Below are 22,136 nucleotides of genomic sequence, written 5' to 3'. Positions count from 1 at the left end.
TACTGAAACTTACCCTAAGCTCAGAATTTTCTGTACGTTAATGCTCATAATTAGCAAACTGTTCTATGCTCAATGTGCTGCAAGTTAATTTTTATGATGTTGTTTTTTACCTAATAGACATTAATAGGGAGTTATTATGTCATTTTTGTCAAAATTTAAACCCATAGTACTCAATTTCTGCCTAGTTTTTCCCATGTTTGGACATTGTGATGCAATTCGTTTACAGGATATTGATTACGTAACGAAACCATATTCTGGTACGGTAATTTACACCGCTCGTGACTTTATAACCATGGATCCTAAGAAGCCAAAAGCTGAAGCAATTGCAGTCCGTGATGGTAAATTTTTAGCAGTTGGATCGTTAAAAGAAGTTCGTTCTATTGCTGGGGAAAATGCTATTTTAAGTAAGTCGCTGGATGACTTGATTGTTATGCCTGGATTTGTGGAACAACATGTTCATCCCGTACTTGCTGCACTTGCCATGAATATGAAAGTCATTTCTATCGAAGATTGGGATGCAATTGATGGGTTTTCGCCAGCTGTGCGGAACAAAAAAAATTATCGTAAAAGGCTTACAACTGCAATAAATGAACACAAAGATAAGAAAAAGCCATTTATTACTTGGGGCTATCATCACTACTTTCATGGAGAAATGTCACGAAGTATTTTGGATGAATTGGCTCCTGATTTCCCGATATTTGTTTGGCACCGCTCTCAACATGAGTTTTATTTGAATTCTGCAGCATTGAAATTAGCGAATATAACTGACGATTATATTGCTTCCCTAAGTAGGAGTGCGAAAGAAATGATTAATATTGAAAAAGGTCATTTCTTCGAACAAGGTCTTATTGCAATACTTCCAAAATTAACTCCTCATTTAGCTTCGAGTGAGCAATTTACGAGAGGGCTCGAATACACCGAAACCTATTATCATAAAAATGGAATTACATTGGCGTGTGAGCCCGGTGGGTTCTTATCTAAAGAATTACAAACTAGAATCAATGCAGTTTATTCAGATACTGACACACCATTTAATCATTGCTTTATTGGCGATGGTAAAAGTTTTTACGCAAAAAAGCCGGACGATGCTAAACGCCTCATTGAAGAGACGAAACGAGTAGAAACGTGGGGAAGTGGTCGAACTTGGTATCTACCAAACCAAGTAAAGCTTTTTACAGATGGCGCCATTTATAGTCAATTAATGCAAATGAAAGATGGTTATCTAGATGGACACCATGGTGCATGGATCATCGACCCTCCGGCTTTTGAATTTATGTTTAATACATACTGGGATGCAGGCTATCAAATTCATGTTCATAACAATGGCGATGCAGGTATGGATGTGTTACTAGGTGCACTTGAAAAAGCAATGTCTCGACAGGCTCGTGAAGATCACCGTTCAGTGCTTGTCCATTTTGGATTTGCTCAACCGGAGCAAGTAAAGCGTTGGATTGAACTTGGTGGTATTGTTAGCTCGAACCCGTATTATGTTACAGCACTTGCAGGTAAATATTCTGAGTTAGGCATTGGTGTAGAACGTTCTTCTAATATGGTTCCCCATGAAAATGTATTGAAATATGGAGGCTCACTATCTTTTCATTCTGATATGCCAATGGCACCAGCCAAGCCGTTGCAATTAGTTTGGTCAGCAGTAAATCGCTTTACTGCTGAGGGTCCTGTTATCGGTCCTCAACACCGTGTTCCCTTAGATGCGGCTTTAAAAGCGATAACAATTGAAGCTGCATATTCAATTCAAATGGAACATCGAGTCGGGTCAATTGAAGTTGGTAAAGATGCTAATTTAACTATGATGTTGAATAGCCCATACAATGTTGCTCCAAAAGATATAAAAGATATAAAGGTATGGGGGACAATGCTTGAGGGGCGGTTACAGCCAGTGGAAAAGCTTAATCGCAGTAATCAAGTTGATAGTGTGGCAAAAGTATCACCAGGTGCGGAGGACAGCTCAATAATTAAAGAGGCGACATTAGTCAAACTTCGAAGATTATTATCTCATAACCATTAAAGTATCAATTAAGGTAAATCGGGTAACCATTAATGCTTTAATAAAGGTTACCCGATAATTTACTTAAGATGTTTAAAGGTATCAAGCATCCATTTTATAAATAGCTCTAATTGTGCATTAGTTTCACTAGGATCGTGTTGCACTAAGTAATATTTATCTTTCGTTTTTAATGGCATATCGGTGAAATTAAATAACCATTGTTCATCAAACCAAGTCTGACTGATAGGCAAGGGGATTAGGGCAATACCCATACCCTGTTGCGCCGCACGTGCCACACCAAACATACTATCAACCTGAATAATTTGTTTTGGTGCAAAGTCATCAATACCAGCATGCTCTGCCCATTGGTGCCAAGCCCAAGGACGTGCTTTATGAAGTATAAGAGGAACTTCATTTAAAGCCTGAAACGGGTTTTCTTGCCATGCTTGCCAGTTTTCTTTATTGCAAGCTGGTGTATACGATAGCGAAAATAGCTCATGTACAACGCCTTCGTGCGGTTTAGATGAAGACAATACAATCGACAAATCGCTTTGCTTAGTCAGCTCTTTACGCGTTTTTAAGGTATTAAGCTGTAAGTTTGTATTTGGGTGCTCACTGGTCCATTCGCTCAGTTTTGGCATTAAAAGCTCACTGGCGAAAAACTCAGGTAACGTAATACTGATCGTAACGTTCTCTTGTAACTGACTAAACTCATTGATGGTTTTTTCTAGCGCTTTAATAAGCGGTGATACAGAGTCATAAAAATTCTTCCCCGCAGCAGTTAGGCGGATAGAGCGGGTTTGACGTTCAAACAGTTCAATACCCAATTGTTCTTCTAATTGTTTGATCTGATGGCTTACGGCAGACGGTGTAAGGTAAAGCTGGTTTGCTGCATCTTTAAAGCTAAGGGTGCGTGCAGCAAAACAAAATGAGCGTAGGCCACGAATAGGTGTTTGCATAGTTAATTTCAGTAAGTCTCAATAGCGCTTGTTAGTTAATTAACTGCTAAGCAATTATTATCCCAAAATGTAAAAAAATAGAGAGTAAAGAATGAATATAGCTAACTCTTGCCATATTGTATAAAAAACAGCCTTTAATCGCTCGTTTAATCTATGTTTAGGCAAATGTTTAGTAAAAAAGTGATCTTAGCAGTTTTAGCTATTTCGTCATAGTCTCAGTATTAGATACTGCCAATTCACTAAAGCAGGGCATTTTATACTATTTATGTGACAAAATGGTGCGGCGAAACGTGAACGCTAGATAAAAAAAATCCCTCTTGCGAGGGATTTTGGGTAACTCAGCGCCATTGGCACTGGGAATGAGGTCGGTACATGGGATGTGAGTGGTTTAAAAAACCATCTCTGGAACATCACCTTCAACAAGCAATTTGCCTGCCGTTTTGCTAATAATTTCATCTACCGACACGCCTGGAGCGCGTTCGATTAGATGAAATGCGCCGTCTTTAACTTCTAATACGGCTAAATCAGTTACGATTTTCTTTACACAGTTAACCCCAGTTAGCGGTAAAGTGCAACTTTCTAATAACTTAGAGTCGCCATGCTTGCTTGCATGAGTCATCGTAACAATAATATTCTTCGCGCCAGCAACGAGGTCCATCGCGCCACCCATGCCTTTAATTAGCTTTTTTGGGATCATCCACGATGCGATGTTACCGTTCTGGTCAACTTCAAATGCACCTAATACTGTTAAGTCTACATGACCACCCCGTATCATGGCAAAACTATCTGCACTATTAAATATTGCTGCACCTGTGGCTGCTGTCACGGTTTCTTTACCCGCGTTGATCATATCTGCATCAACCTGGTCTTTAGTTGGGTACGCACCCATACCTAATAAGCCATTTTCAGACTGCAACATAACTTCGATACCGTCAGGTACATAGTTAGCAACCAGAGTAGGGATACCAATACCTAGGTTTACGTAATAGCCATCTTGTAGTTCTTGTGCAACACGCATTGCAACTTGTTCACGTGATAATGCCATTTTAATGCTCCTTAATCGCGAGTTGTTACACGTTCAATGCGTTTTTCAAAGTCGCCTTTGATCACGCGATTAACATAAATACCTGGGGTATGAATTTGGCTTGGCTCAAGTTCACCTGGTTCAACAATCTCTTCTACTTCAGCAACGGTAATTTTACCTGCTGTCGCGGCCATCGGGTTGAAGTTCATAGCTGTGTGGCGAAATACAAGATTACCGTAGCGGTCGGCTTTCCATGCTTTAACAATGGCAAACTCACCTGTAATTGACTCTTCTAAGATATATGGGCGACCATCAAATTCTTTAACTTCTTTGCCTTCGGCAACCGGAGTGCCGTAACCTGTAGCAGTATAAAACGCAGGAATACCAGCACCACCGGCGCGCATCTTCTCAGCGAGTGTACCTTGTGGTGTTAAAACAACATCAATTTCGCCATCGAGTAGTTGTTTTTCGAAAAGCGCATTTTCACCCACATAAGAAGCGATGATTTTTTTAATTTGCTTGTCGTGAAGTAAAACACCTAAACCAAAATCGTCGACACCGCAGTTATTCGAAACAACAGTTAGATTTTTAGTCTGTTTACGCTTAATTTCACTGATAAGTCCCTCAGGAATACCACACAAGCCAAAGCCACCAGCGATAATTGTATCGCCATCTTTTAAACCTTCCATTGCAGCTTCATAACTTGAAACCACTTTATCGAAACCGGCCATGAGCCTACTCCTTAATTATTCTGAGTGTTCTTTAGAGCAAGTGATACCTTGCTGACAGGTTGTTTATTTAATGCACTGCAAATAGCCCAACCAGCTTTCGCCAGTCTTTCTAAATCAATTCCATGCTCTATGCCAAGTCCTTGCAGTAAGTAAACTACATCTTCAGTGGCAACATTTCCTGACGCACCTTTGGCATAAGGGCAGCCACCAAGGCCTGCAACAGCACTATCAACCGTTGCTATACCTCGGCTCAGAGCGGTGTAAATATTTGTGAGCGCTTGTCCGTAGGTGTCGTGAAAATGTACAGCGAGCTTTGATTTATCAATATGTTGCAAGAGTAAGTCTAATAACTCATCGACTTTTTTTGCCGTACCTACACCAATGGTGTCGCCAAGGCTAATTTCGTAACAACCAAGCTCTAATAATCGCTCTGATACCTTTAATACATCATTGTAGTCGACATCACCTTGATATGGACAACCCATGACGCAGCTAACATAACCTCTAACACGAATGTTATTCGCTTTGGCAAAATCCATAACATCCTTAAAGCGGTCAATACTTTCATCAATAGAGCAGTTAATGTTCTTTTGACAAAACGCTTCACTTGCTGCTGTAAAGATTGCAAATTCTTGAATGTCGACTTGTTTTGCTGCCTCTGCACCCCGTAAATTCGGGGTGAGGGCACTTAAGTTAACGTCTGGCAAATTTAATGCGCTTATTACATCGCTAGAGTCAGCCATTTGTGGCACCCACTTAGGTGACACAAAGGCGCCTGCTTCAATATCTTTAAGCCCAGCATCTGCAAGGGCGTTGATAAGAGCGACTTTATCTTGGGTATTAACGGCGGCTTCATTTTGCAAACCGTCTCTGGCGCCAACTTCTACAATGCGAACAAAATCAGGAAACTGTGCCATTACGCCTCCGGCTCTTCAACAATCGCGAGCATATCACCATGACTCACCAGTTCACCTTCAGCAAAGCAATAGCTGGTTAATACACCATCATGTGGGGCATTAAGCGTGTATTCCATTTTCATCGCTTCGATGATGACAACAGCGTCACCTTTAGCAACAGTACTACCCACTTCAACTAAATGTTTAACAACAGTACCATTGAGTGGTGCAGCAAGTGGCAACGCATCACTTTCGTGTTCACTAATATAGTGTTTATCAATCAGTTCTAGCACCGTTTGCTGTGCTTTGTACATCACTGTAATGTGAGAGTCTGTTTGATTAATATGAGCCACAACTTTTTCGCCATTAACAACTAAGTTTGCAAGGCCATTTTCAACCTTGCCCGAGGTTGTATAGTCAACCCCATCTAAGCTAATTTTAAAGCCATCTGAGGTCTTAACAGCATGAACGTTTAAATCTACAAACGGAATTGTTGTTTTAGCATCACTGTTTAGCATAAAGCCTGTTAATTGTTGCCATGGGCTGCTGCTTTCACCTTTTAGTTGATGTGCATACGCATAGGCTGCCACAACGGTCGCAATAACAGACTGTTGCTCGTTTTTAGCAACAAGGCGCTCACCTTGGTCTTCAATAAAGTGCGTATCGGGTGCACCTGCTTGAAAAGTAGCGTGGTTAGCAAGATTATGTAAGAAATTAACGTTACAGCTAAAACCTGCAAGGTGGAATTGCTCTAGTGCTTTTGATAAACGCCCAAGCGCTGCCTCACGGTTATCATCATGAACAATTAATTTAGCAATCATAGGATCGTAGAACGGGCTAATTTCATCACCCGCTGCAATCCCTGTATCTATACGTACAAATTCAGATTCGTTCGGTGTGAATAGGGCGTCAATGTGGCCAGAACACGGAATAAAGTCAATACTTGGATCTTCTGCATAAATACGCGCTTCAAAGCTGTGACCTTGTAGCTGAATATCTGCTTGGCTAAGTGGTAATGCTTCACCTGCCGCAATATTGATTTGCCAATTCACCAAATCAACACCGGTTACCATTTCTGTTACTGGGTGCTCTACTTGTAAACGGGTGTTCATTTCCATGAAGAAGAATTCATCACCGCATAATAAAAACTCAACCGTACCTGCACCGCGATAGTTAATCGCTTGGGCACAACGTACCGCAGCTTCACCCATTTCTTTACGAAGTGCATCAGATAAACCCGGAGCAGGGGCTTCTTCAATTACTTTTTGGTGACGACGCTGTAAAGAGCAGTCACGGTCGCCTAAGTACACACAGTTACCATGACTATCGGCAAAAACTTGTACTTCAACATGGCGCGGTTTGGTGACATAGCGCTCTAACAGTACTAAATCGTTACCAAAGCCGGCTTTTGCTTCACGTTTTGCGCCTTCAAGTGCACCGATAAAGTCTTTTGCGTGTTCAACAACTCGCATGCCTTTACCACCGCCACCAAAGGCCGCTTTAATCAGTACCGGATAACCAATTTTTTCAGCTTCAGCTTGTAGGAAATCTGTATCTTGATTGTCACCATAGTAGCCTGGCACTAATGGTACATTTGCTTGGTGCATAATTTCTTTAGCGCGGGTTTTTGAACCCATGGCTTCAATACTTGATCCTGGCGGGCCAATAAAGGCGATATCATTTTTCTCACACGCGAGTGCAAAGTCACAGTTTTCAGATAAAAAACCATAACCCGGGTGAATACAATCAACACCTGCTTGTTTAGCTACATCGATTATTTTGTCTGCTACTAAGTACGAATCTTTACTTGGCGCAGGGCCAATGTGATACGCCTCATCAGCAAGCTTTACGTGCTGAGCATGTTTATCAGCATCTGAGTACACTGCAACCGTAGTTAAGCCCATTTGCTTTGCTGTACGCATAACTCGGCAGGCAATTTCACCACGGTTGGCAACGAGAATTTTTTTCAATGATTTTGTTGTCATAATGGTTCCTATTTCTGCCAGTTAGGGGCACGTTTTTCAAAAAATGCAGTCAGGCCTTCTTGGCCTTCTTCAGATACACGAATGCGTGCAATGCGTTCTGCGGTTAACTCAATCAGTGCATCATCTATTACGTTGCCAGCGACATCATTGATTAGCTGTTTTGCTGCTTTAACAGCAACAGGACCATTGTTGACAAGGTTTTGTAAGTGTTTGTCGAGCGCTGTTTGTAAATCGCCAGTGATCTGGTGAATTAAACCCAGTTGCTTGGCTGTATGTGCGTCAAAAATCTCAGCCGTTAAAAAGTAACGACGTGCAGCGCGTTCACCAATGGCTTTAATGACATAAGGGCTGATAACTGCAGGAATAAGACCAAGCTTTACTTCACTTAAGCAAAACTGTGCATCGTCTTGGCAAATTGCGATATCACAACACGCAATCAAGCCTAACGCACCGCCAAATGCAGCACCTTGTACGGCACAAATTGTTGGATGTGGGCTTGTAGCAAGGACTTTCATAAGCTTTGCTAGCTGCATAGAGTCCGCTAAGTTTTCTGCAAAGTCATTGCCAGCCATCGACTTCATCCAGTTTAAATCAGCGCCAGCAGAGAAGTGCTTACCTTCGGTTTTTAAAACCAGTGCGCGCACATCACAACTGTTTGCGTGTTCAATTAAACGGATCAGCTCACTGATGACTTCTTCGTTAAATGCATTGTGTTTTTCAGGGCGACTTAGTACCAGTACAGCCACATTTGATTTTGTTATTTCGAGTGTTACTGACATAAGGCCTCCATTACATTCTAAATACGCCGAACTGCGAATCGCGCTCTGGTGCATTTTTAGCTGCGCTTAAGGCAAGCCCTAATACATTGCGGGTATCAGCAGGATCGATAATGCCATCATCCCAAAGGCGGGCACTGGCGTAATATGGATGACCTTGTTTTTCATATTGCTCGATAATTGGCTTTTTAAACTCACTGACTTGCTCATCAGTCATGCTTTCGCCTTTACGGGCTAAACCGTCTTGTTTAACTTGTGCAAGAACGCCTGCTGCTTGTTCACCACCCATTACAGAGATACGGGCGTTTGGCCACATCCACATCATGGTAGGTTCAAACGCACGGCCACACATACCGTAGTTACCTGCACCATACGAGCCACCAATTAAAACTGTGAATTTTGGCACATCAGCACATGACACAGCGGTTACCATTTTTGCACCATGTTTGGCGATGCCTTCGGCTTCGTACTTTTTACCAACCATAAAGCCAGTAATGTTTTGTAAAAACACCAAAGGAATTTTGCGTTGTGCACATAGCTGTATAAAGTGCGCGCCTTTTTGCGCTGATTCACTGAATAAAATGCCGTTGTTTGCAACAATACCGACAGGGTGACCAAAGATTGTTGCAAAGCCGGTTACTAGTGTTTCGCCAAAGTAGCGTTTAAATTCATCAAACGATGAATCATCAACAACACGGGCAATTACTTCGCGTACATCAAATGGTTTTTTAAGGTCGGTACCCACAATGCCGTAAATTTCGTTAATGTCGTAACGCGGCGGTTTAACATCATCAAGTAACGGTGCAGTAGGGCGCTGATAATTAATTCGTTCAATACATTGGCGAGCAATCGAAAGTGCGTGGGCATCGTTTTCAGCATAGTGATCGGCAACACCTGATGTTTTACAGTGAACATCAGCGCCACCGAGCTCTTCAGCACTTACTTCTTCACCGGTAGCCGCTTTAACCAGTGGCGGGCCTGCTAAGAAAATTGTACCTTGCTCTTTTACAATAATACTTTCATCAGCCATCGCTGGTACATAAGCACCACCTGCAGTACATAAACCCATTACGACTGCAATTTGTGGGATGCCTTTACCAGACATACGAGCCTGATTATAGAAAATACGGCCAAAGTGTAATTTATCTGGAAATACATCATCTTGTTCAGGCAGGTTTGCACCGCCTGAATCAACTAAATAAATACAAGGTAAATGACAACGCTCTGCGATATCTTGGGCACGCAGGTGTTTTTTCACTGTTAGTGGAAAGTATGTGCCGCCTTTTACGGTTGCATCATTGGCGATGATCATACATTCAACGCCTTTCACACGACCAATCCCAGCCACAACACCGGCACAAGGAATAGCTTGTTCATATACGCCAAAGGCAGCAAATTGTGAAATCTCTAAAAATGGCGAGCCTTCATCAAGTAGCGTTTCAATACGGTCACGAACAAACAACTTACCACGGCCTTGATGGCGCTCAATCAGGGCAGGGCCACCACCTAAACGGATATCCGCTACTTTTTCACGTAAATCACTTACGAGAGCAGCCATGTTGTCGTGATTTTGCAAAAATTGCGGATCGTGTGGATTTACACTCGATTTTAAAATCGTCATAACAAGGTCCTATCGGCTTTCAGTGAATAATTCGCGACCAATTAGCATGCGGCGGATTTCTGAAGTACCTGCGCCAATTTCATATAGTTTTGCATCACGTAATAAACGACCTGTCGCGTATTCGTTGATATAACCATTACCACCTAAGATTTGGATAGCATCAAGGGCCATTTTAGTCGCCAGCTCTGCAGCATATAAAATCGCACCAGCAGCATCTTTACGTGTTGTTTCGCCGCGGTCACATGCACGAGCTACCGTGTAAACGTATGATCGAGCAGCATTCATTTGCGTGTACATATCAGCGATTTTGCCTTGAATAAGTTGGAACTGACCAATTGGGCTATCAAACTGTTTACGCTCATGAATATAAGGAACCACAATGTCCATACATGCTTGCATAATGCCAAGCGGGCCTGCGGCCAAAACAACACGCTCATAATCAAGGCCACTCATAAGTACTTTTACGCCTTCGTTTAAGTTACCTAGAATGTTTTCTGCTGGTACTTCGCAGTTCTCGAACACTAATTCACAGGTGTTAGAGCCACGCATACCAAGTTTGTCTAGCTTCTGCGCAGTAGAGAATCCTGGTGTGTTACGTTCAACGATGAACGCTGTGATCCCTTTAGGGCCGGCATTTAAATCTGTTTTTGCATAGATAACAAAGGTATCGGCATCTGGACCATTGGTGATCCACATCTTGTTACCGTTAAGTACAAACACATCGCCTTTTTTCTCAGCTTTTAATTTCATTGATACAACATCAGAACCCGCATTTGGCTCACTCATCGCAAGGGCACCAATGTGCTCACCGCTGATAAGCTTAGGCAGGTATTTTTCTTTTTGAGCCTGTGACCCATTACGGTTAATTTGGTTAACACATAGGTTTGAATGAGCACCATAACTTAAACCAATCGATGCGCTTGCACGGCTAATTTCTTCCATTGCAATAACATGCTCAAGGTAACCAAGGCCCGCACCGCCAAATTCTTCAGGTACTGTCATACCTAATAATCCCATTTCGCCAAGCTGTGGCCAAAGTTGATTAGGGAAGGCATTGTCTACATCTGTTTGTTCTGCAAGTGGGGCAATTTCTTGGCTCGCAAAGCTATTAACATGATCGCGGATCATGTCTGCTGTTTCGCCAAGTCCGAAGTTCATTTCTTTGTATAGTGAAATAGTGCTCATAATGTGTGTTCCTGTGAGAGTCTGTTGACGAGATTGTTGTCAGGTTATTCGTCTAAATTATTAAGGGTTTCACGACAGCGGCGTTCTGCTGTAACCAATTCCATAAGTACAACTTTAATGTCGTCCATCTGTTGGCTTAGGTCTGCTTTTTTTTCTGCGATAAGGTCAAGCATAGTCACTAGCTGCTTAGCGCTTGATTTATCTGCGTCGTACAGTTCAAACAAACGGCCCGTTTCGGCCAAGGTAAAACCTAAGCGTTTACCGCGTAGAATAAGTTTTAGTCTTACTTTGTCGCGTTTTGAATAAATACGGGTTTGACCATTGCGATCAGGTGAGATCAAGCCTTGGTCTTCATAAAAGCGGATAGAGCGGGTGGTAATATCAAATTCTTTTGCTAGTTCGCTGATACTAAACGTTTGCTCATTGCTAGCAGGTTCAACTGCTGCGCTTTCAAAGTTTGTTTGATTGTCTTGTTTCATGATTTATTTACCTCATTCGAATAACACCAATATAAGTGAAGTTTACGTAAAGGTAAAGGGTGATTTAGGGGTTATACTTTAGACTTATAAAGATAACTGGTTGGATTTGTTGAAAAGCTTTATTTATCTAGCCTTGTAAGCAGATGTTCGATTTTTCATACAACAAAATACAGATAAGTTTACAGTTTTACCAGCCGCAAAAATGTTGATTTTAGATTTACGTTGGCGTAAACGTAAATATTATGTATGCTGAATTAAATCGAAATTAAACTATAACAAATTAACTGTTTGGTTACACATGATTTGAACACATGATGATAACCACTTACATGGAGCCAATTATGACTACTGAAGCCGTTGTTATTGTTGCCGCAAAACGTACCCCTATGGGTGGTTTTATGGGCGCACTAAGTGGTGCACACGCAACTGATTTAGGTGCTACTGCTATAAAAAGTAGCTTAGAGCAAGCCGGTTTATCTGCCGATAAGATTGACGAAGTGATCATGGGCTGTGTATTACCAGCTGGTCTTGGTCAAGCACCTGCTCGCCAAGCAATGTTAAAAGCTGGCCTTAATCAAGGTACTGGCGCAACAACAATCAACAAAGTATGTGGCTCTGGCTTAAAGGCTGCAATGTTTGCCCATGACTTAATTAAATCAGGCTCTATCAACTCAGCGGTTGCGGGTGGCATGGAAAGCATGAGTAATGCCCCTTATATGTTACCAAATGCACGTTCAGGTATGCGTATGGGTCATGGTGAAGTAAAAGATCACATGATGTGTGATGGCCTTGAAGATGCTTACGACAATAAAGCAATGGGTTGTTTTGCACAAGACACTGCTGATCAGTATTCAATTGGTCGTGAACAAATGGATAACTTTGCGCTTAGCTCACTAACTAAAGCGAATAGTGCGATTGAAACCGGCGCATTTGCAAACGAGATTGCCGCGCACACTATTTCTACACGCAAAGGTGATGTGACCGTTGCGATTGATGAGCAACCAGGCAATGCACGTCCTGATAAAATCCCGGGTTTACGTCCTGCATTCAAAAAAGACGGTACGATTACAGCTGCAAACTCGTCATCAATTTCTGATGGTGCAGCAGCGCTTGTGTTAATGCGTGAATCAGATGCTAAAGCACAAGGTTTAACACCACTGTGTCGTATTGTTGCTCACAGCACACATTCTCAAGCACCAAGTGAATTTACTTTAGCACCTGTTGGCGCAATGCAATCGCTTTTAGAAAAAGCCGGTTGGTCTGTTAATGATGTTGATTTATGGGAAATCAACGAAGCGTTTGCCATGGTGACTATGCTTGCAATTAACGAGTTAAAACTTGATGAAAGCAAAGTAAACGTAAACGGCGGTGCCTGTGCACTTGGTCACCCTATTGGTGCAAGCGGCGCGCGTATCTTAGTTACCTTAATTCATGCATTAAAGAATCGTGGTCTTAGCAAAGGTGTTGCCTCACTGTGTATCGGTGGTGGTGAAGCTGTTGCTATGGCAATTGAAGCTATTTAATCACTTTAGAATTTTAATCTCTCACAGCCGCAACGTATTTTAAAAACTATCATGTTGCGGCCTATTTATACCCACTGGGGAGGAGTGCCTCATGCACCAAGTACCTTTATTTATCAACGGCGAATTTACCCAATCAAGTTCATCGCAGTTGATTGATGTTATCAATCCTGCGAACCAAGAAGTGTTAGCTCAAGTCCCGTGTGCAACGGATACTGAAATGGATGCAGCCATTGCCTCTGCAAAAGAAACATTTAAAACATGGAAAGAAGTGCCAATTTCTGAGCGTGCGCGCATTATGATGAAATACGCAGCACTACTAAAAGAAAACCATGACGAACTTGCGACGATTATTTGTCATGAGCTGGGTAAAACATTTGAAGATGCCAAAGGCGATGTTTGGCGTGGTATTGAAGTGGTTGAGCAAGCAGCCAATGCACCATCTCTGATGATGGGCGAAACAATGGAAAACGTAGCGCGTAAAATCGATACTTACTCTTACATGCAACCACTAGGTGTATGTGCGGGTATTACGCCATTTAATTTCCCTGCGATGATCCCTTTATGGATGTTCCCACTAGCTATTGTGTGTGGTAACACCTTTATTCTGAAACCATCAGAGCAAGATCCACTAACACCGATGCGTTTAGCTGAACTATTTGTTGAAGCAGGTGCACCAAAAGGAGTGTTACAAGTTGTTCATGGTACAAAACCACAAGTTGACCGTTTATTAGAAGACCCAGCAGTACGTGCTATTTCATTTGTTGGTTCGTGTGGTGTAGGTGAATACATCTATTCAAAAGGCACAGCAAACCTTAAACGCGTACAAGCTTGTGTAGGTGCAAAAAACCACATGGTTATTATGCCTGATGCCAGTAAATCGCATGTTGTAAACAACCTAGTCGGTGCGTCTGTAGGTGCTGCGGGTCAGCGCTGTATGGGGATTTCGGTTGCTGTGTTTGTTGGTCAAGCAAAAGACTGGGTTGACGAAATTAAAGCTGGCTTTGAAAACGTACGCCCAGGTGTATGGGATGATACCAACGCTGCTTACGGCCCACAAACATCAAAAGCAGCTAAAGACCGTATCTTATCGCTTATCGCAAGTGGTAAAGAACAAGGTGCAACGTGCTTAATTGATGGCTCTGATTTTACTGTTGAAGGTTACGAGCAAGGTAACTGGGTTGGTCCAACGCTATTTACTGATGTAACCACCGAGATGGATTTATACAAAGAAGAGATCTTTGGTCCTGTATTGGCTTGTATGTTCGTAGATACTCTTGAAGAGGCGATTGAGCTTATCAATAACTCGCCTTACGGTAACGGTACTTCGTTATTCACATCAAGCGGCGCTGCTGCACGTAAATTCCAACATGAAATTGAAGTAGGTCAAGTTGGTATCAACGTGCCAATTCCTGTGCCACTCCCGTTTTTCTCATTCACAGGTTGGAAAGGCTCATTCTACGGCGATCAACACACCTACGGTAAGCAAGGTATTCGTTTTTATACAGAAACGAAAACAATTACTTCACGCTGGTTCGAGGATGATATCGCCTCAGGTCCGAACATGAGTATCAACCTTAAATAAGCTGTAATTAATTTACTGCTGAGCGAGCACATGCTCGCTCAAAGAACACACATTTAAACGACAACAATCGTTATTCACACAAGAATAAGACAACAAAATAGAGGTCTACTATGGACTTTAATTTAACCGAAGATCAGCAAGCATTTGCTGAAACAGCCCGTCAGTTTGCAGAGTCTGAACTTGCTCCACATGCTGCTAAGTGGGACCAAGAACACATTTTTCCTAAAGACACCATTAAAGCAGCCGGTGAGCTAGGCTTTTGTGGTTTATATACCCCTGAAGAAGCGGGCGGCTTAGGTTTATCTCGCCTAGATTCAAGCATTATCTTTGAGCAGCTTGCCATGGGTTGTACCGCAACAACCGCTATGTTGACCATTCATAATATGGCAACCTGGATGATTGCAAGCTTTGGTACTGAGGAAGTAAAAGCTCAATACTGTGAACAATTAGTAATGGGTGAGTTACTTGCGTCTTACTGTTTAACAGAGCCTGGCTCTGGCTCTGATGCGGCATCGCTAAAAACCAAAGCGGTTAAAGAGGGCGATGAGTATGTGATCTCAGGCTCTAAGATGTTTATCTCGGGTGCTGGTGAAACTGATTTACTTGTAGTTATGGCGCGCACTGGTGGTGAAGGCGCTGCCGGTATTTCGGCATTTGTTGTGCCAGCTGACGCAGCAGGTATCGAATACGGTAAAGCTGAAGAAAAAATGGGCTGGAATGCACAGCCTACACGTTTAATTAGCTTCGAAGGTGTCAGAATTCCTGCGGCTAACTTATTAGGTCAAGAAGGCGAAGGCTTTAAGTTTGCAATGCAAGGCTTAGACGGTGGTCGTATTAATATTGCTACCTGTTCATTAGGTACAGCACAAGCAGCTCTTAATACTGCGCGCGAATACCTAAAAGAACGTGAGCAATTTGGTAAGCCTTTAGCTGCTTTCCAAGCACTGCAATTTAAGATTGCTGATATGAACACCGAGCTTGTTGCCGCTCGTCAAATGGTACGCTTAGCCGCATTTAAACTAGATACCGGTGACAGCGAAAAAACCACCTACTGCGCGATGGCAAAACGTTTTGCTACAGATGTTGGTTTTAAAGTCTGTGACGACGCACTACAAATTCACGGCGGTTACGGTTACATCAAAGAATACCCATTAGAGCGTCATTTCAGAGACGTCCGTGTGCATCAAATTCTTGAAGGCACAAATGAAATTATGCGTGTGATTATCGCACGTCGTATCTTAGCTGAGTCAGCTGGCGACATTCTATAAGGAGCAACCTATGTCTAATCCATCGATTGATTTAAATATTGAAGGTAACGTAGCGGTTTTAACTATGAATAACCCGCCAGCGAATACCTGGACACAAGATACATTAACCGCGCTTAAAGACACTGTAACTGAGCTAAATGCTAACAAAAATGTCTATGCATTAGTGATTACAGGCCAAGGTGAAAAGTTCTTTAGTGCAGGTGCTGATTTAAACGTGTTTGCCAGCGGTGACAAAGGCGTTGCTGCCACTATGTCAAAAGTGTTTGGTGATGCATTTGAAGCATTAACCAATTTCCGTGGTGTATCAATCGCGGCAATTAATGGTTATGCCATGGGTGGTGGTCTTGAAGTGGCTCTTGCTTGTGATATTCGTATAGCTGAAGAGCAAGCTCAAATGGCACTGCCTGAAGCGAAAGTTGGCTTACTGCCTTGTGCTGGCGGTACGCAAAACCTTGCGTGGCTTGTTGGTGAGGGCTGGGCAAAACGCATGATCTTATGTGGCGAGCGCCTAAAAGCAGACAAAGCTCGCGAAATTGGCCTTGTTGAAGAAGTTGTTGGCACTGGTGAGAGCTTAGCTGCAGCAATGAAACTTGCTAACCAAGTTGGCGAGCAAAGCCCAGTTGCTGTGACTGCATGTAAAGAGCTTATTCAAAAAGGTCGCACACAACCTATGGCTCATGCGTTGCCATTAGAGCGTGAGTTATTTGTACAATTGTTTGATACGAAAGACCAAAAAGAAGGCGTGAATGCGTTCTTAGAAAAGCGTAAAGCAAATTGGGTAAATGGCTAATGACTAACGTAACACTACTAAATCATCAAGATGCGCCTGTGGTGTTTGAAACTGCAGAGGCCGAGAGTGGCCTTATTGCAATTGCGACACTCAATGCACCTAAGTCGTTAAACGCTTTAAATTACGACATGATCCAACTGCTTGAGCCTCAGCTTAGAAAATGGGCTGACGATGACGCCGTTGCCATGGTCATTCTAAAAGGGGCTGGCGAAAAAGCATTTTGTGCCGGTGGCGATGTAGTAAGCCTGCATAAAGCAATGAGCACAGGTGAGCCAGCTAACTACATTGAAGACTTTTTTACCCTTGAGTACAAATTAGACTATCTAATTCACTGCTATGAAAAGCCAATATTACTTTGGGGTAATGGCATTGTTATGGGGGGCGGCCTTGGCTTAATGGCTGGGGCAAGTCACCGAGTGGTAACAGAAACATCGCGTATTGCAATGCCTGAGCTAACCATTGGTTTATACCCTGATGTGGGCGGCAGTTATTTCTTACATAAAATGCCTGAGCAAGTGGGTCTATTCTTAGGGTTAACTGCGGCGTCTATCAATGCTGAAGATGCCTTGTTTGTTAATCTTGCTGATCACTATGCAACAGCAGATAAATATGACGCTATTTTAACGGCTATCACCGCTGAAAAGTGGGGCAAAACAGCCTCATTAAACCACGAAAAGCTAACTAACATTTTAATCTCTATTGATAATATTTCAGGCCGTGTTCCTAAAGGCAATGTAAAAGATAACTTAGCGGTTATTCAAAAGCTGGCTGAGTTTGATTCATTGCAGGGGAAAATTGACTACATTCAAGCTGTACAAACTGAAGACAAATGGCTTACTCGTGCGCAAAAGTCATTAGCGCATGGTTGTCCGCTTAGTTGTGCGCTGGTAGAACGTCAATTAGCTAATTCAAAAGAGATGACGTTAGCAGATTGCTTCAAAATGGAGTTAGGCATGTCAGTTCGTTGTGGCGAAGTAGGCGAGTTCCAAGAAGGCGTTCGTGCGCTACTAATCGACAAAGACGGTGCACCTAACTGGCAGTTTAAATCGATTAGCGATATCGACGAAACAGTTGTGGATAGCTTCTTTACAGTACGCTGGGATGAGCAATCTCACCCACTTAACTCATTAACGTCATCTTAAGTCCAAGGGGTAAGCAAATGGCTAAATTAACAATAGGATTTATTGGTTTAGGCAACATGGGTGGCCCAATGGCGGCAAACCTTGTCAATGCAGGTCATACAGTTCGTGTGTTTGACTTAAATAAAGCAGCGGTTAGTGAGCTTGCCGATAAAGGTGCAATTGCTGCTACCGATGCAGCTGAGTGTGCCATTGGCGCAGATATTTTTATCAGTATGCTACCAGCAAGCAAACACGTTAAGTCTCTATATTTAGGCGAAACAGGCCTTATCAACTTACTTGATAGCAAAACTTTAGTGATTGACTGTTCAACCATTGATGCAGAATCAGCGCGTCAAGTGGGTAGCGAACTTGCTCAAAAAGGTATTGATTTTGTTGATGCACCGGTATCAGGTGGTGTTACAGGTGCAACAGCAGGTACTTTAACCTTTATCGTCGGTGGTGAGCAAAGCCACTTTGAAAAAGCCAAACTGGCTTTAGTGGATATGGGTAAAAACATCTTCCATGCTGGTGATGTTGGTGCAGGCCAAGTAGCAAAAATCTGTAACAACATGCTGCTGAGCATTTTAATGGCTGGTACTAGCGAAGCACTACAAATGGGAATTAACAACGGGCTCGACCCAAAAGTGTTAAGTGACATTATGAGCGCAAGCTCTGGCCGTAACTGGACACTTGAGCTTTATAACCCATGCCCAGGTGTAATGGAAACGGCGCCAGCAAGTAATGATTATAAACCAGGCTTTATGGTTGATTTAATGGCGAAAGACTTAGGTCTAGCTATGGAAGCGGCTCAGCAAAGTAATTCATCTACCCCAATGGGGTCAATGGCGAAGAATCTATACACTATGCTTCAGCATCAAGGTGCGGGTAGTGATGATTTTAGCGCTATTTTTAAACTATTCTCGAAGTAGGAGATTGTTGTGGAAATTAAAAACAACAACATTGTAATTACAGGTGGTGCGCAAGGTTTAGGCTTAGCGATGGCCGAGAAATTTGCATCCCTTGGCGCGAACATCGCCCTTATAGATATGCAACAAGATGTACTAGATACTGCAGTATCAGCGCTTGCCAAGCATGGCACAAAAGTCATGGCGTATACTGCTAATGTTACAGATGAAGACGCTGTGGTAGCAACGTTTAATACTATCAACAAAGACTTTGGCCATATCGGCGTGTTAATTAATAACGCAGGTATCTTACGCGATGGTATGTTTATCAAAGCAAAAGAAGGCAAAGTGGTAGATAAAATGTCGCTGGCTCAATTTCAATCTGTGATTGATGTGAACCTAACTGGTGTATTCTTAGCAGGACGTGAAGCTGCGAGTCACATGATTGAGTCTGGCAAAGGCGGCGTTATCGTTAATATGTCGAGTGTTGCTCGTGCAGGTAATATTGGCCAAACAAACTATGCTGCGTCTAAAGCCGGTGTTGTTGCGATGACAACGGGTTGGGCGAAAGAATTAGGTCGCTTTGGTATCCGTGTTGGTGCAATTGCACCAGGTGTTATTCGCACAGCAATGACAGATGCAATGAAACCAGAAGCAAAACAACGCATGATGGCAGTAACGCCAGTGGGTCGTTTTGGTGAAGCAGAAGAAATTGCCCAAACAGCACAATACATTGTAGAGAATGACTTCTTTACAGGTCGTGTTGTTGAAATTGATGGTGGTATCCGCCTTTAGTTTGAAATGGTAACCCTTTACCCATTGAAAGTACCAAAACGGTAAGCCTAGCTTGCCGTTTTTTTATTTTTAAAGTATTTTAAATTCATAATGATAAGGAGATTTGTTATGAACACTGATGGCATTACAGTATCAATGAGCAAGGGAATTAAAGCCAACTTCAAACTGGGTGAACATTTAATTGAATACTGGGGTTCTGCTTACTCAGGTAAAGAAGTTCTGAAAGTAGACGGTGAATTAATAGCAGAATCACGTAACTTTAAAACAAAATCTGTTCATGAGTTTCATGTTGATGGTAAAGCCTGCCAATTAACAATTTCAGTGACTTTATTCAGGAAGTTTTCTTCTACCATTACATTAGAGTGTGAGGGTGAGCTAGTTCACAGTTATCAACTCACATATGGTAAAACCCGACAAATTGCTTGGTATTTAAAAGCAATCCCATTTTTATTTGCAGGGGTTTTAGGCTGGTGTTTTGCCGCTGATATTCTTACCTTATTAGAGTTGGTTATCTTTTGTTGCTTAACCTTCGCAGTATCAGAACTGGTTATGAAAGATCAAGGCTGGATCATAGAAGAGCAAAAGCCTTGTAATTAACTGCCTAGCATTCAATAATTAAGCGGTTAAAAGCCGCTTAACTTTGAGAGATGCAGTGAATCCCAAACAAATCCGCAATTTTTATATCAATGAAGAGCAGTCTGTTTATTTGCTGTCTCACCATGATGCTAAAAAGCACCGTCAATGGCTTAACATTTGTATTAAACAGCTTACTTTGCTTGGTTACAGTGACGTTGAATTAATTGGTTCTGGTGCGTTTGGATTTGTTTTTGCCGGTGTTGATGATGAAGACCTACCTTGGGTATTTAAGTTTTCACGGATAACCCTTGCACAAAGTGTACGTGATCGTCTAGAAGACGAAGCGTACATGCTCTCGCAAGTTAATAATCCGCTGGTGCCAAAATTTTATGCCTTTGAACGCATTAAAAAGCAAGGCATTTTAATGATGGAGCGGGCTCTAGGTGAAGACTTAGAAAAAATTTCCATCAAGCAGGGGCGTTTTAGTGCAGCAAAAGTCATGGCGCTTGCTCTTAGGCTACGTAATGTGCTGGTAGATTTACGTGAACACAAAAATGGCTTAAGCCCACAGCCTATTGTACATGGCGATATTAAACCCTCTAACATTGTTTATGATGAACAAACTAATAAGTTGTCGTTGGTAGACTGGGGCAGCTCTGTTTATGCACAAATAGATGCTGAAGGTAATCCGGTTGCTAGCAACTTTATGGATCTTATGTCTGCTGATATAAGCACAACCAATGCACGTATGGGTGATGTGTATTTTATTGGTGATGAGCAAATGTCGGGCGGGCAGTCATCGCCACGTTTTGATGAGCAAGGTGTTGCTTCAACTCTTTATGCACTGGCATCTGCACAATCTTGCCGATTTGGTGCGGCGGTTATTCCGGCTACAAGCCTGAATTTACCTATGGAGCTTGCCCGGGTTATTGACGGTATGCTTTCAAAAGATAAGGCAACCAGAGATGGCGCTGGTGATTATTTTATGCGAAACATGCCTACAATGGCTAAAGCTTACCTCCCTGAGCTGCCCCGTAAAGTCATTCGCCCTTATATCCCTTATTGGTTTAGTGAGTTTGATGAACACCCAGACACGGTAGTTTATAGCTCACGTAAACAATTTTTAAGACAAGCCGACCATAATCAACAATTACTTGATGTAAACGATGCCCAGCTCGACAGGTACTACAAAGAGTTTTTATTTGATACCGGCGACACCGAAAAAGCATTTTTGGCCTCTATTAGCCGATTAGCAAAATATCCGGTAGTAGGGGGCCTTAGTTTTCATTGGAAAGAAAACTCACTGTTTGTTGAATCATCACTTATCCTGCATGATGAAACACTTGGTACAGCCTTTACCGATGCCATTAACAACACGGTGATGTTAGCACAGGGGATTGAACAAAAAGGTCTCTTTAAATGTTGTTTGTTTGATGCGCGTAAGACCATTCAGCTCGAACGTGATGGCACAGGTGCGTTTAAGTTTGAGAATTTACCTGAGCTTGATTATGAAGTAATGGATGTACAAGCCTCAGACGTAACCAGACCGCATTCGTACTTTGAAGATGGTAAAGACCCTGATGAGCAATTACAGCTCCCGAAAAAGGTCATAAAGTGCGTATTTGAACTTAACCAAATTCACCACACAGGTTGTATCATTTTCGAAGCCTTACCTGATAGGATGAAAATACACCATTACTATCGTCTGCTAGATGCCAGTAAAGAACCAGAATTTAAACGTTTATTAAGTAAGCTCATGCAATACGCGGTTAATATCACAGATGTGGGTGTAGCAGGATTTATGAAGCTACCTTACAAGAATACTCGTGAATTTGATTTGTGTACTAAACAGCCCGATGAGTTTTATCCGCGAGACCCAAAAAGAGCTAAATGCTAAAAGCTGACTAAATTAAAG

The 22,136-nt window shown here is 42.3% G+C and carries 19 protein-coding genes; 10 read left to right on the top strand and 9 right to left on the bottom strand.

The features are described from left to right. The first annotated feature begins 136 nt into the window (after nucleotides 1-136). The gene (locus tag BIZ38_RS04090; protein WP_187489628.1) at nucleotides 137-2,026 is read left to right on the top strand and encodes an amidohydrolase; all 1,890 of its coding nucleotides are present in this window, start codon (nucleotides 137-139) and stop codon (nucleotides 2,024-2,026) included. A gap of 59 nt (nucleotides 2,027-2,085) precedes the next feature. Here the strand turns inward: BIZ38_RS04090 and BIZ38_RS04085 are convergent, their stop codons facing one another. The 9 genes from BIZ38_RS04085 to BIZ38_RS04045 form a co-directional block, all read right to left on the bottom strand. Next, the gene (locus tag BIZ38_RS04085) at nucleotides 2,086-2,964 is read right to left on the bottom strand and encodes a LysR family transcriptional regulator (RefSeq protein ID WP_054553795.1); all 879 of its coding nucleotides are present in this window, start codon (nucleotides 2,962-2,964) and stop codon (nucleotides 2,086-2,088) included. A gap of 388 nt (nucleotides 2,965-3,352) precedes the next feature. After that, nucleotides 3,353-4,009 (bottom strand): 3-oxoacid CoA-transferase subunit B, encoded by a 657-nt coding sequence (locus BIZ38_RS04080; RefSeq protein ID WP_054553796.1) that lies wholly within the window; start codon nucleotides 4,007-4,009, stop codon nucleotides 3,353-3,355. A gap of 11 nt (nucleotides 4,010-4,020) precedes the next feature. Beyond that, entirely contained in the window at nucleotides 4,021-4,719 is a 699-nt protein-coding gene (locus BIZ38_RS04075) for a CoA transferase subunit A (protein WP_054553797.1), read from the bottom strand. A gap of 11 nt (nucleotides 4,720-4,730) precedes the next feature. After that, nucleotides 4,731-5,636 (bottom strand): hydroxymethylglutaryl-CoA lyase, encoded by a 906-nt coding sequence (locus tag BIZ38_RS04070; protein ID WP_187489627.1) that lies wholly within the window; start codon nucleotides 5,634-5,636, stop codon nucleotides 4,731-4,733. Continuing rightward, a complete protein-coding gene (locus BIZ38_RS04065; RefSeq protein ID WP_187489626.1) occupies nucleotides 5,636-7,600 on the bottom strand; it encodes an acetyl/propionyl/methylcrotonyl-CoA carboxylase subunit alpha in 1,965 nt (654 codons plus the stop codon). The genes BIZ38_RS04070 and BIZ38_RS04065 overlap by 1 nt, the downstream gene beginning before the upstream one ends. An 8-nt stretch (nucleotides 7,601-7,608) precedes the next feature. Next, complete coding sequence (locus tag BIZ38_RS04060; protein ID WP_062569055.1) at nucleotides 7,609-8,379, bottom strand: enoyl-CoA hydratase/isomerase family protein; 771 nt, start codon at nucleotides 8,377-8,379, stop codon at nucleotides 7,609-7,611. A gap of 10 nt (nucleotides 8,380-8,389) precedes the next feature. Next, nucleotides 8,390-9,997, bottom strand: a complete 1,608-nt coding sequence (locus BIZ38_RS04055) for a carboxyl transferase domain-containing protein (RefSeq protein WP_187489625.1) — start codon at nucleotides 9,995-9,997, stop codon at nucleotides 8,390-8,392. A gap of 9 nt (nucleotides 9,998-10,006) precedes the next feature. Further along, nucleotides 10,007-11,182, bottom strand: coding sequence for an isovaleryl-CoA dehydrogenase (locus BIZ38_RS04050; RefSeq protein ID WP_054561519.1), 1,176 nt, complete (start codon nucleotides 11,180-11,182; stop codon nucleotides 10,007-10,009). Nucleotides 11,183-11,226: 44 nt separating this feature from the next. Then, nucleotides 11,227-11,661, bottom strand: a complete 435-nt coding sequence (locus BIZ38_RS04045; RefSeq protein WP_054553803.1) for a MerR family transcriptional regulator — start codon at nucleotides 11,659-11,661, stop codon at nucleotides 11,227-11,229. Between the two features lie 341 nt (nucleotides 11,662-12,002). On the opposite strand from BIZ38_RS04045, the gene BIZ38_RS04040 reads away from it, so the two are divergent. The 9 genes from BIZ38_RS04040 to BIZ38_RS04000 all read left to right on the top strand — a co-directional run bounded on the left by BIZ38_RS04040 (nucleotide 12,003) and on the right by BIZ38_RS04000 (nucleotide 22,118). Then, a complete protein-coding gene (locus BIZ38_RS04040) occupies nucleotides 12,003-13,184 on the top strand; it encodes a thiolase family protein (RefSeq protein WP_175078340.1) in 1,182 nt (393 codons plus the stop codon). Nucleotides 13,185-13,275: 91 nt separating this feature from the next. Continuing rightward, nucleotides 13,276-14,766: a CoA-acylating methylmalonate-semialdehyde dehydrogenase gene (locus tag BIZ38_RS04035; protein WP_187489624.1), complete on the top strand. Its 1,491-nt coding sequence runs from the start codon at nucleotides 13,276-13,278 to the stop codon at nucleotides 14,764-14,766. Between the two features lie 110 nt (nucleotides 14,767-14,876). After that, complete coding sequence (locus BIZ38_RS04030; RefSeq protein WP_138602212.1) at nucleotides 14,877-16,034, top strand: acyl-CoA dehydrogenase family protein; 1,158 nt, start codon at nucleotides 14,877-14,879, stop codon at nucleotides 16,032-16,034. A 10-nt stretch (nucleotides 16,035-16,044) separates the two neighbouring features. After that, nucleotides 16,045-16,824 (top strand): enoyl-CoA hydratase, encoded by a 780-nt coding sequence (locus tag BIZ38_RS04025; RefSeq protein ID WP_054553807.1) that lies wholly within the window; start codon nucleotides 16,045-16,047, stop codon nucleotides 16,822-16,824. After that, nucleotides 16,824-17,966 carry an enoyl-CoA hydratase/isomerase family protein gene (locus BIZ38_RS04020; RefSeq protein ID WP_187489623.1) on the top strand — a complete coding sequence of 381 codons (1,143 nt, stop codon included), beginning with the start codon at nucleotides 16,824-16,826 and terminating at the stop codon, nucleotides 17,964-17,966. Before BIZ38_RS04025 ends, BIZ38_RS04020 begins: the two co-directional genes overlap by 1 nt. A gap of 17 nt (nucleotides 17,967-17,983) precedes the next feature. Next, entirely contained in the window at nucleotides 17,984-18,874 is an 891-nt protein-coding gene (mmsB, locus tag BIZ38_RS04015; RefSeq protein WP_187489622.1) for a 3-hydroxyisobutyrate dehydrogenase, read from the top strand. 9 nt (nucleotides 18,875-18,883) lie between these two features. Beyond that, nucleotides 18,884-19,645, top strand: coding sequence for an SDR family oxidoreductase (locus tag BIZ38_RS04010; protein ID WP_187489621.1), 762 nt, complete (start codon nucleotides 18,884-18,886; stop codon nucleotides 19,643-19,645). Between the two features lie 108 nt (nucleotides 19,646-19,753). Continuing rightward, nucleotides 19,754-20,242, top strand: a complete 489-nt coding sequence (locus BIZ38_RS04005) for a hypothetical protein (protein ID WP_054553811.1) — start codon at nucleotides 19,754-19,756, stop codon at nucleotides 20,240-20,242. Nucleotides 20,243-20,297: 55 nt separating this feature from the next. Further along, a complete protein-coding gene (locus BIZ38_RS04000; RefSeq protein WP_187489620.1) occupies nucleotides 20,298-22,118 on the top strand; it encodes a protein kinase domain-containing protein in 1,821 nt (606 codons plus the stop codon). Nucleotides 22,119-22,136: the final 18 nt, after the last annotated feature.

Source organism: Pseudoalteromonas sp. BZK2 (assembly GCF_014349195.1).
In the GTDB taxonomy this organism is placed as follows: domain Bacteria; phylum Pseudomonadota; class Gammaproteobacteria; order Enterobacterales; family Alteromonadaceae; genus Pseudoalteromonas; species Pseudoalteromonas simplex.
This window is presented reverse-complemented; position numbering and strand designations above follow the sequence as displayed.

What these genes read in the sequence shown, in the direction of transcription:
- BIZ38_RS04035 (WP_187489624.1), top strand. Translation starts at nt 13,276, where the DNA reads ATGCACCAAGTACCTTTATTTATCAACGGCGAATTTACCCAATCAAGT.
- BIZ38_RS04055 (WP_187489625.1), bottom strand. Translation starts at nt 9,997, where the DNA reads ATGACGATTTTAAAATCGAGTGTAAATCCACACGATCCGCAATTTTTG.
- BIZ38_RS04025 (WP_054553807.1), top strand. Translation starts at nt 16,045, where the DNA reads ATGTCTAATCCATCGATTGATTTAAATATTGAAGGTAACGTAGCGGTT.
- BIZ38_RS04040 (WP_175078340.1), top strand. Translation starts at nt 12,003, where the DNA reads ATGACTACTGAAGCCGTTGTTATTGTTGCCGCAAAACGTACCCCTATG.
- BIZ38_RS04020 (WP_187489623.1), top strand. Translation starts at nt 16,824, where the DNA reads ATGACTAACGTAACACTACTAAATCATCAAGATGCGCCTGTGGTGTTT.
- BIZ38_RS04085 (WP_054553795.1), bottom strand. Translation starts at nt 2,964, where the DNA reads ATGCAAACACCTATTCGTGGCCTACGCTCATTTTGTTTTGCTGCACGC.
- mmsB (WP_187489622.1), top strand. Translation starts at nt 17,984, where the DNA reads ATGGCTAAATTAACAATAGGATTTATTGGTTTAGGCAACATGGGTGGC.
- BIZ38_RS04070 (WP_187489627.1), bottom strand. Translation starts at nt 5,636, where the DNA reads ATGGCACAGTTTCCTGATTTTGTTCGCATTGTAGAAGTTGGCGCCAGA.
- BIZ38_RS04090 (WP_187489628.1), top strand. Translation starts at nt 137, where the DNA reads ATGTCATTTTTGTCAAAATTTAAACCCATAGTACTCAATTTCTGCCTA.
- BIZ38_RS04045 (WP_054553803.1), bottom strand. Translation starts at nt 11,661, where the DNA reads ATGAAACAAGACAATCAAACAAACTTTGAAAGCGCAGCAGTTGAACCT.
- BIZ38_RS04005 (WP_054553811.1), top strand. Translation starts at nt 19,754, where the DNA reads ATGAACACTGATGGCATTACAGTATCAATGAGCAAGGGAATTAAAGCC.
- BIZ38_RS04065 (WP_187489626.1), bottom strand. Translation starts at nt 7,600, where the DNA reads ATGACAACAAAATCATTGAAAAAAATTCTCGTTGCCAACCGTGGTGAA.
- BIZ38_RS04050 (WP_054561519.1), bottom strand. Translation starts at nt 11,182, where the DNA reads ATGAGCACTATTTCACTATACAAAGAAATGAACTTCGGACTTGGCGAA.
- BIZ38_RS04060 (WP_062569055.1), bottom strand. Translation starts at nt 8,379, where the DNA reads ATGTCAGTAACACTCGAAATAACAAAATCAAATGTGGCTGTACTGGTA.
- BIZ38_RS04075 (WP_054553797.1), bottom strand. Translation starts at nt 4,719, where the DNA reads ATGGCCGGTTTCGATAAAGTGGTTTCAAGTTATGAAGCTGCAATGGAA.
- BIZ38_RS04080 (WP_054553796.1), bottom strand. Translation starts at nt 4,009, where the DNA reads ATGGCATTATCACGTGAACAAGTTGCAATGCGTGTTGCACAAGAACTA.
- BIZ38_RS04030 (WP_138602212.1), top strand. Translation starts at nt 14,877, where the DNA reads ATGGACTTTAATTTAACCGAAGATCAGCAAGCATTTGCTGAAACAGCC.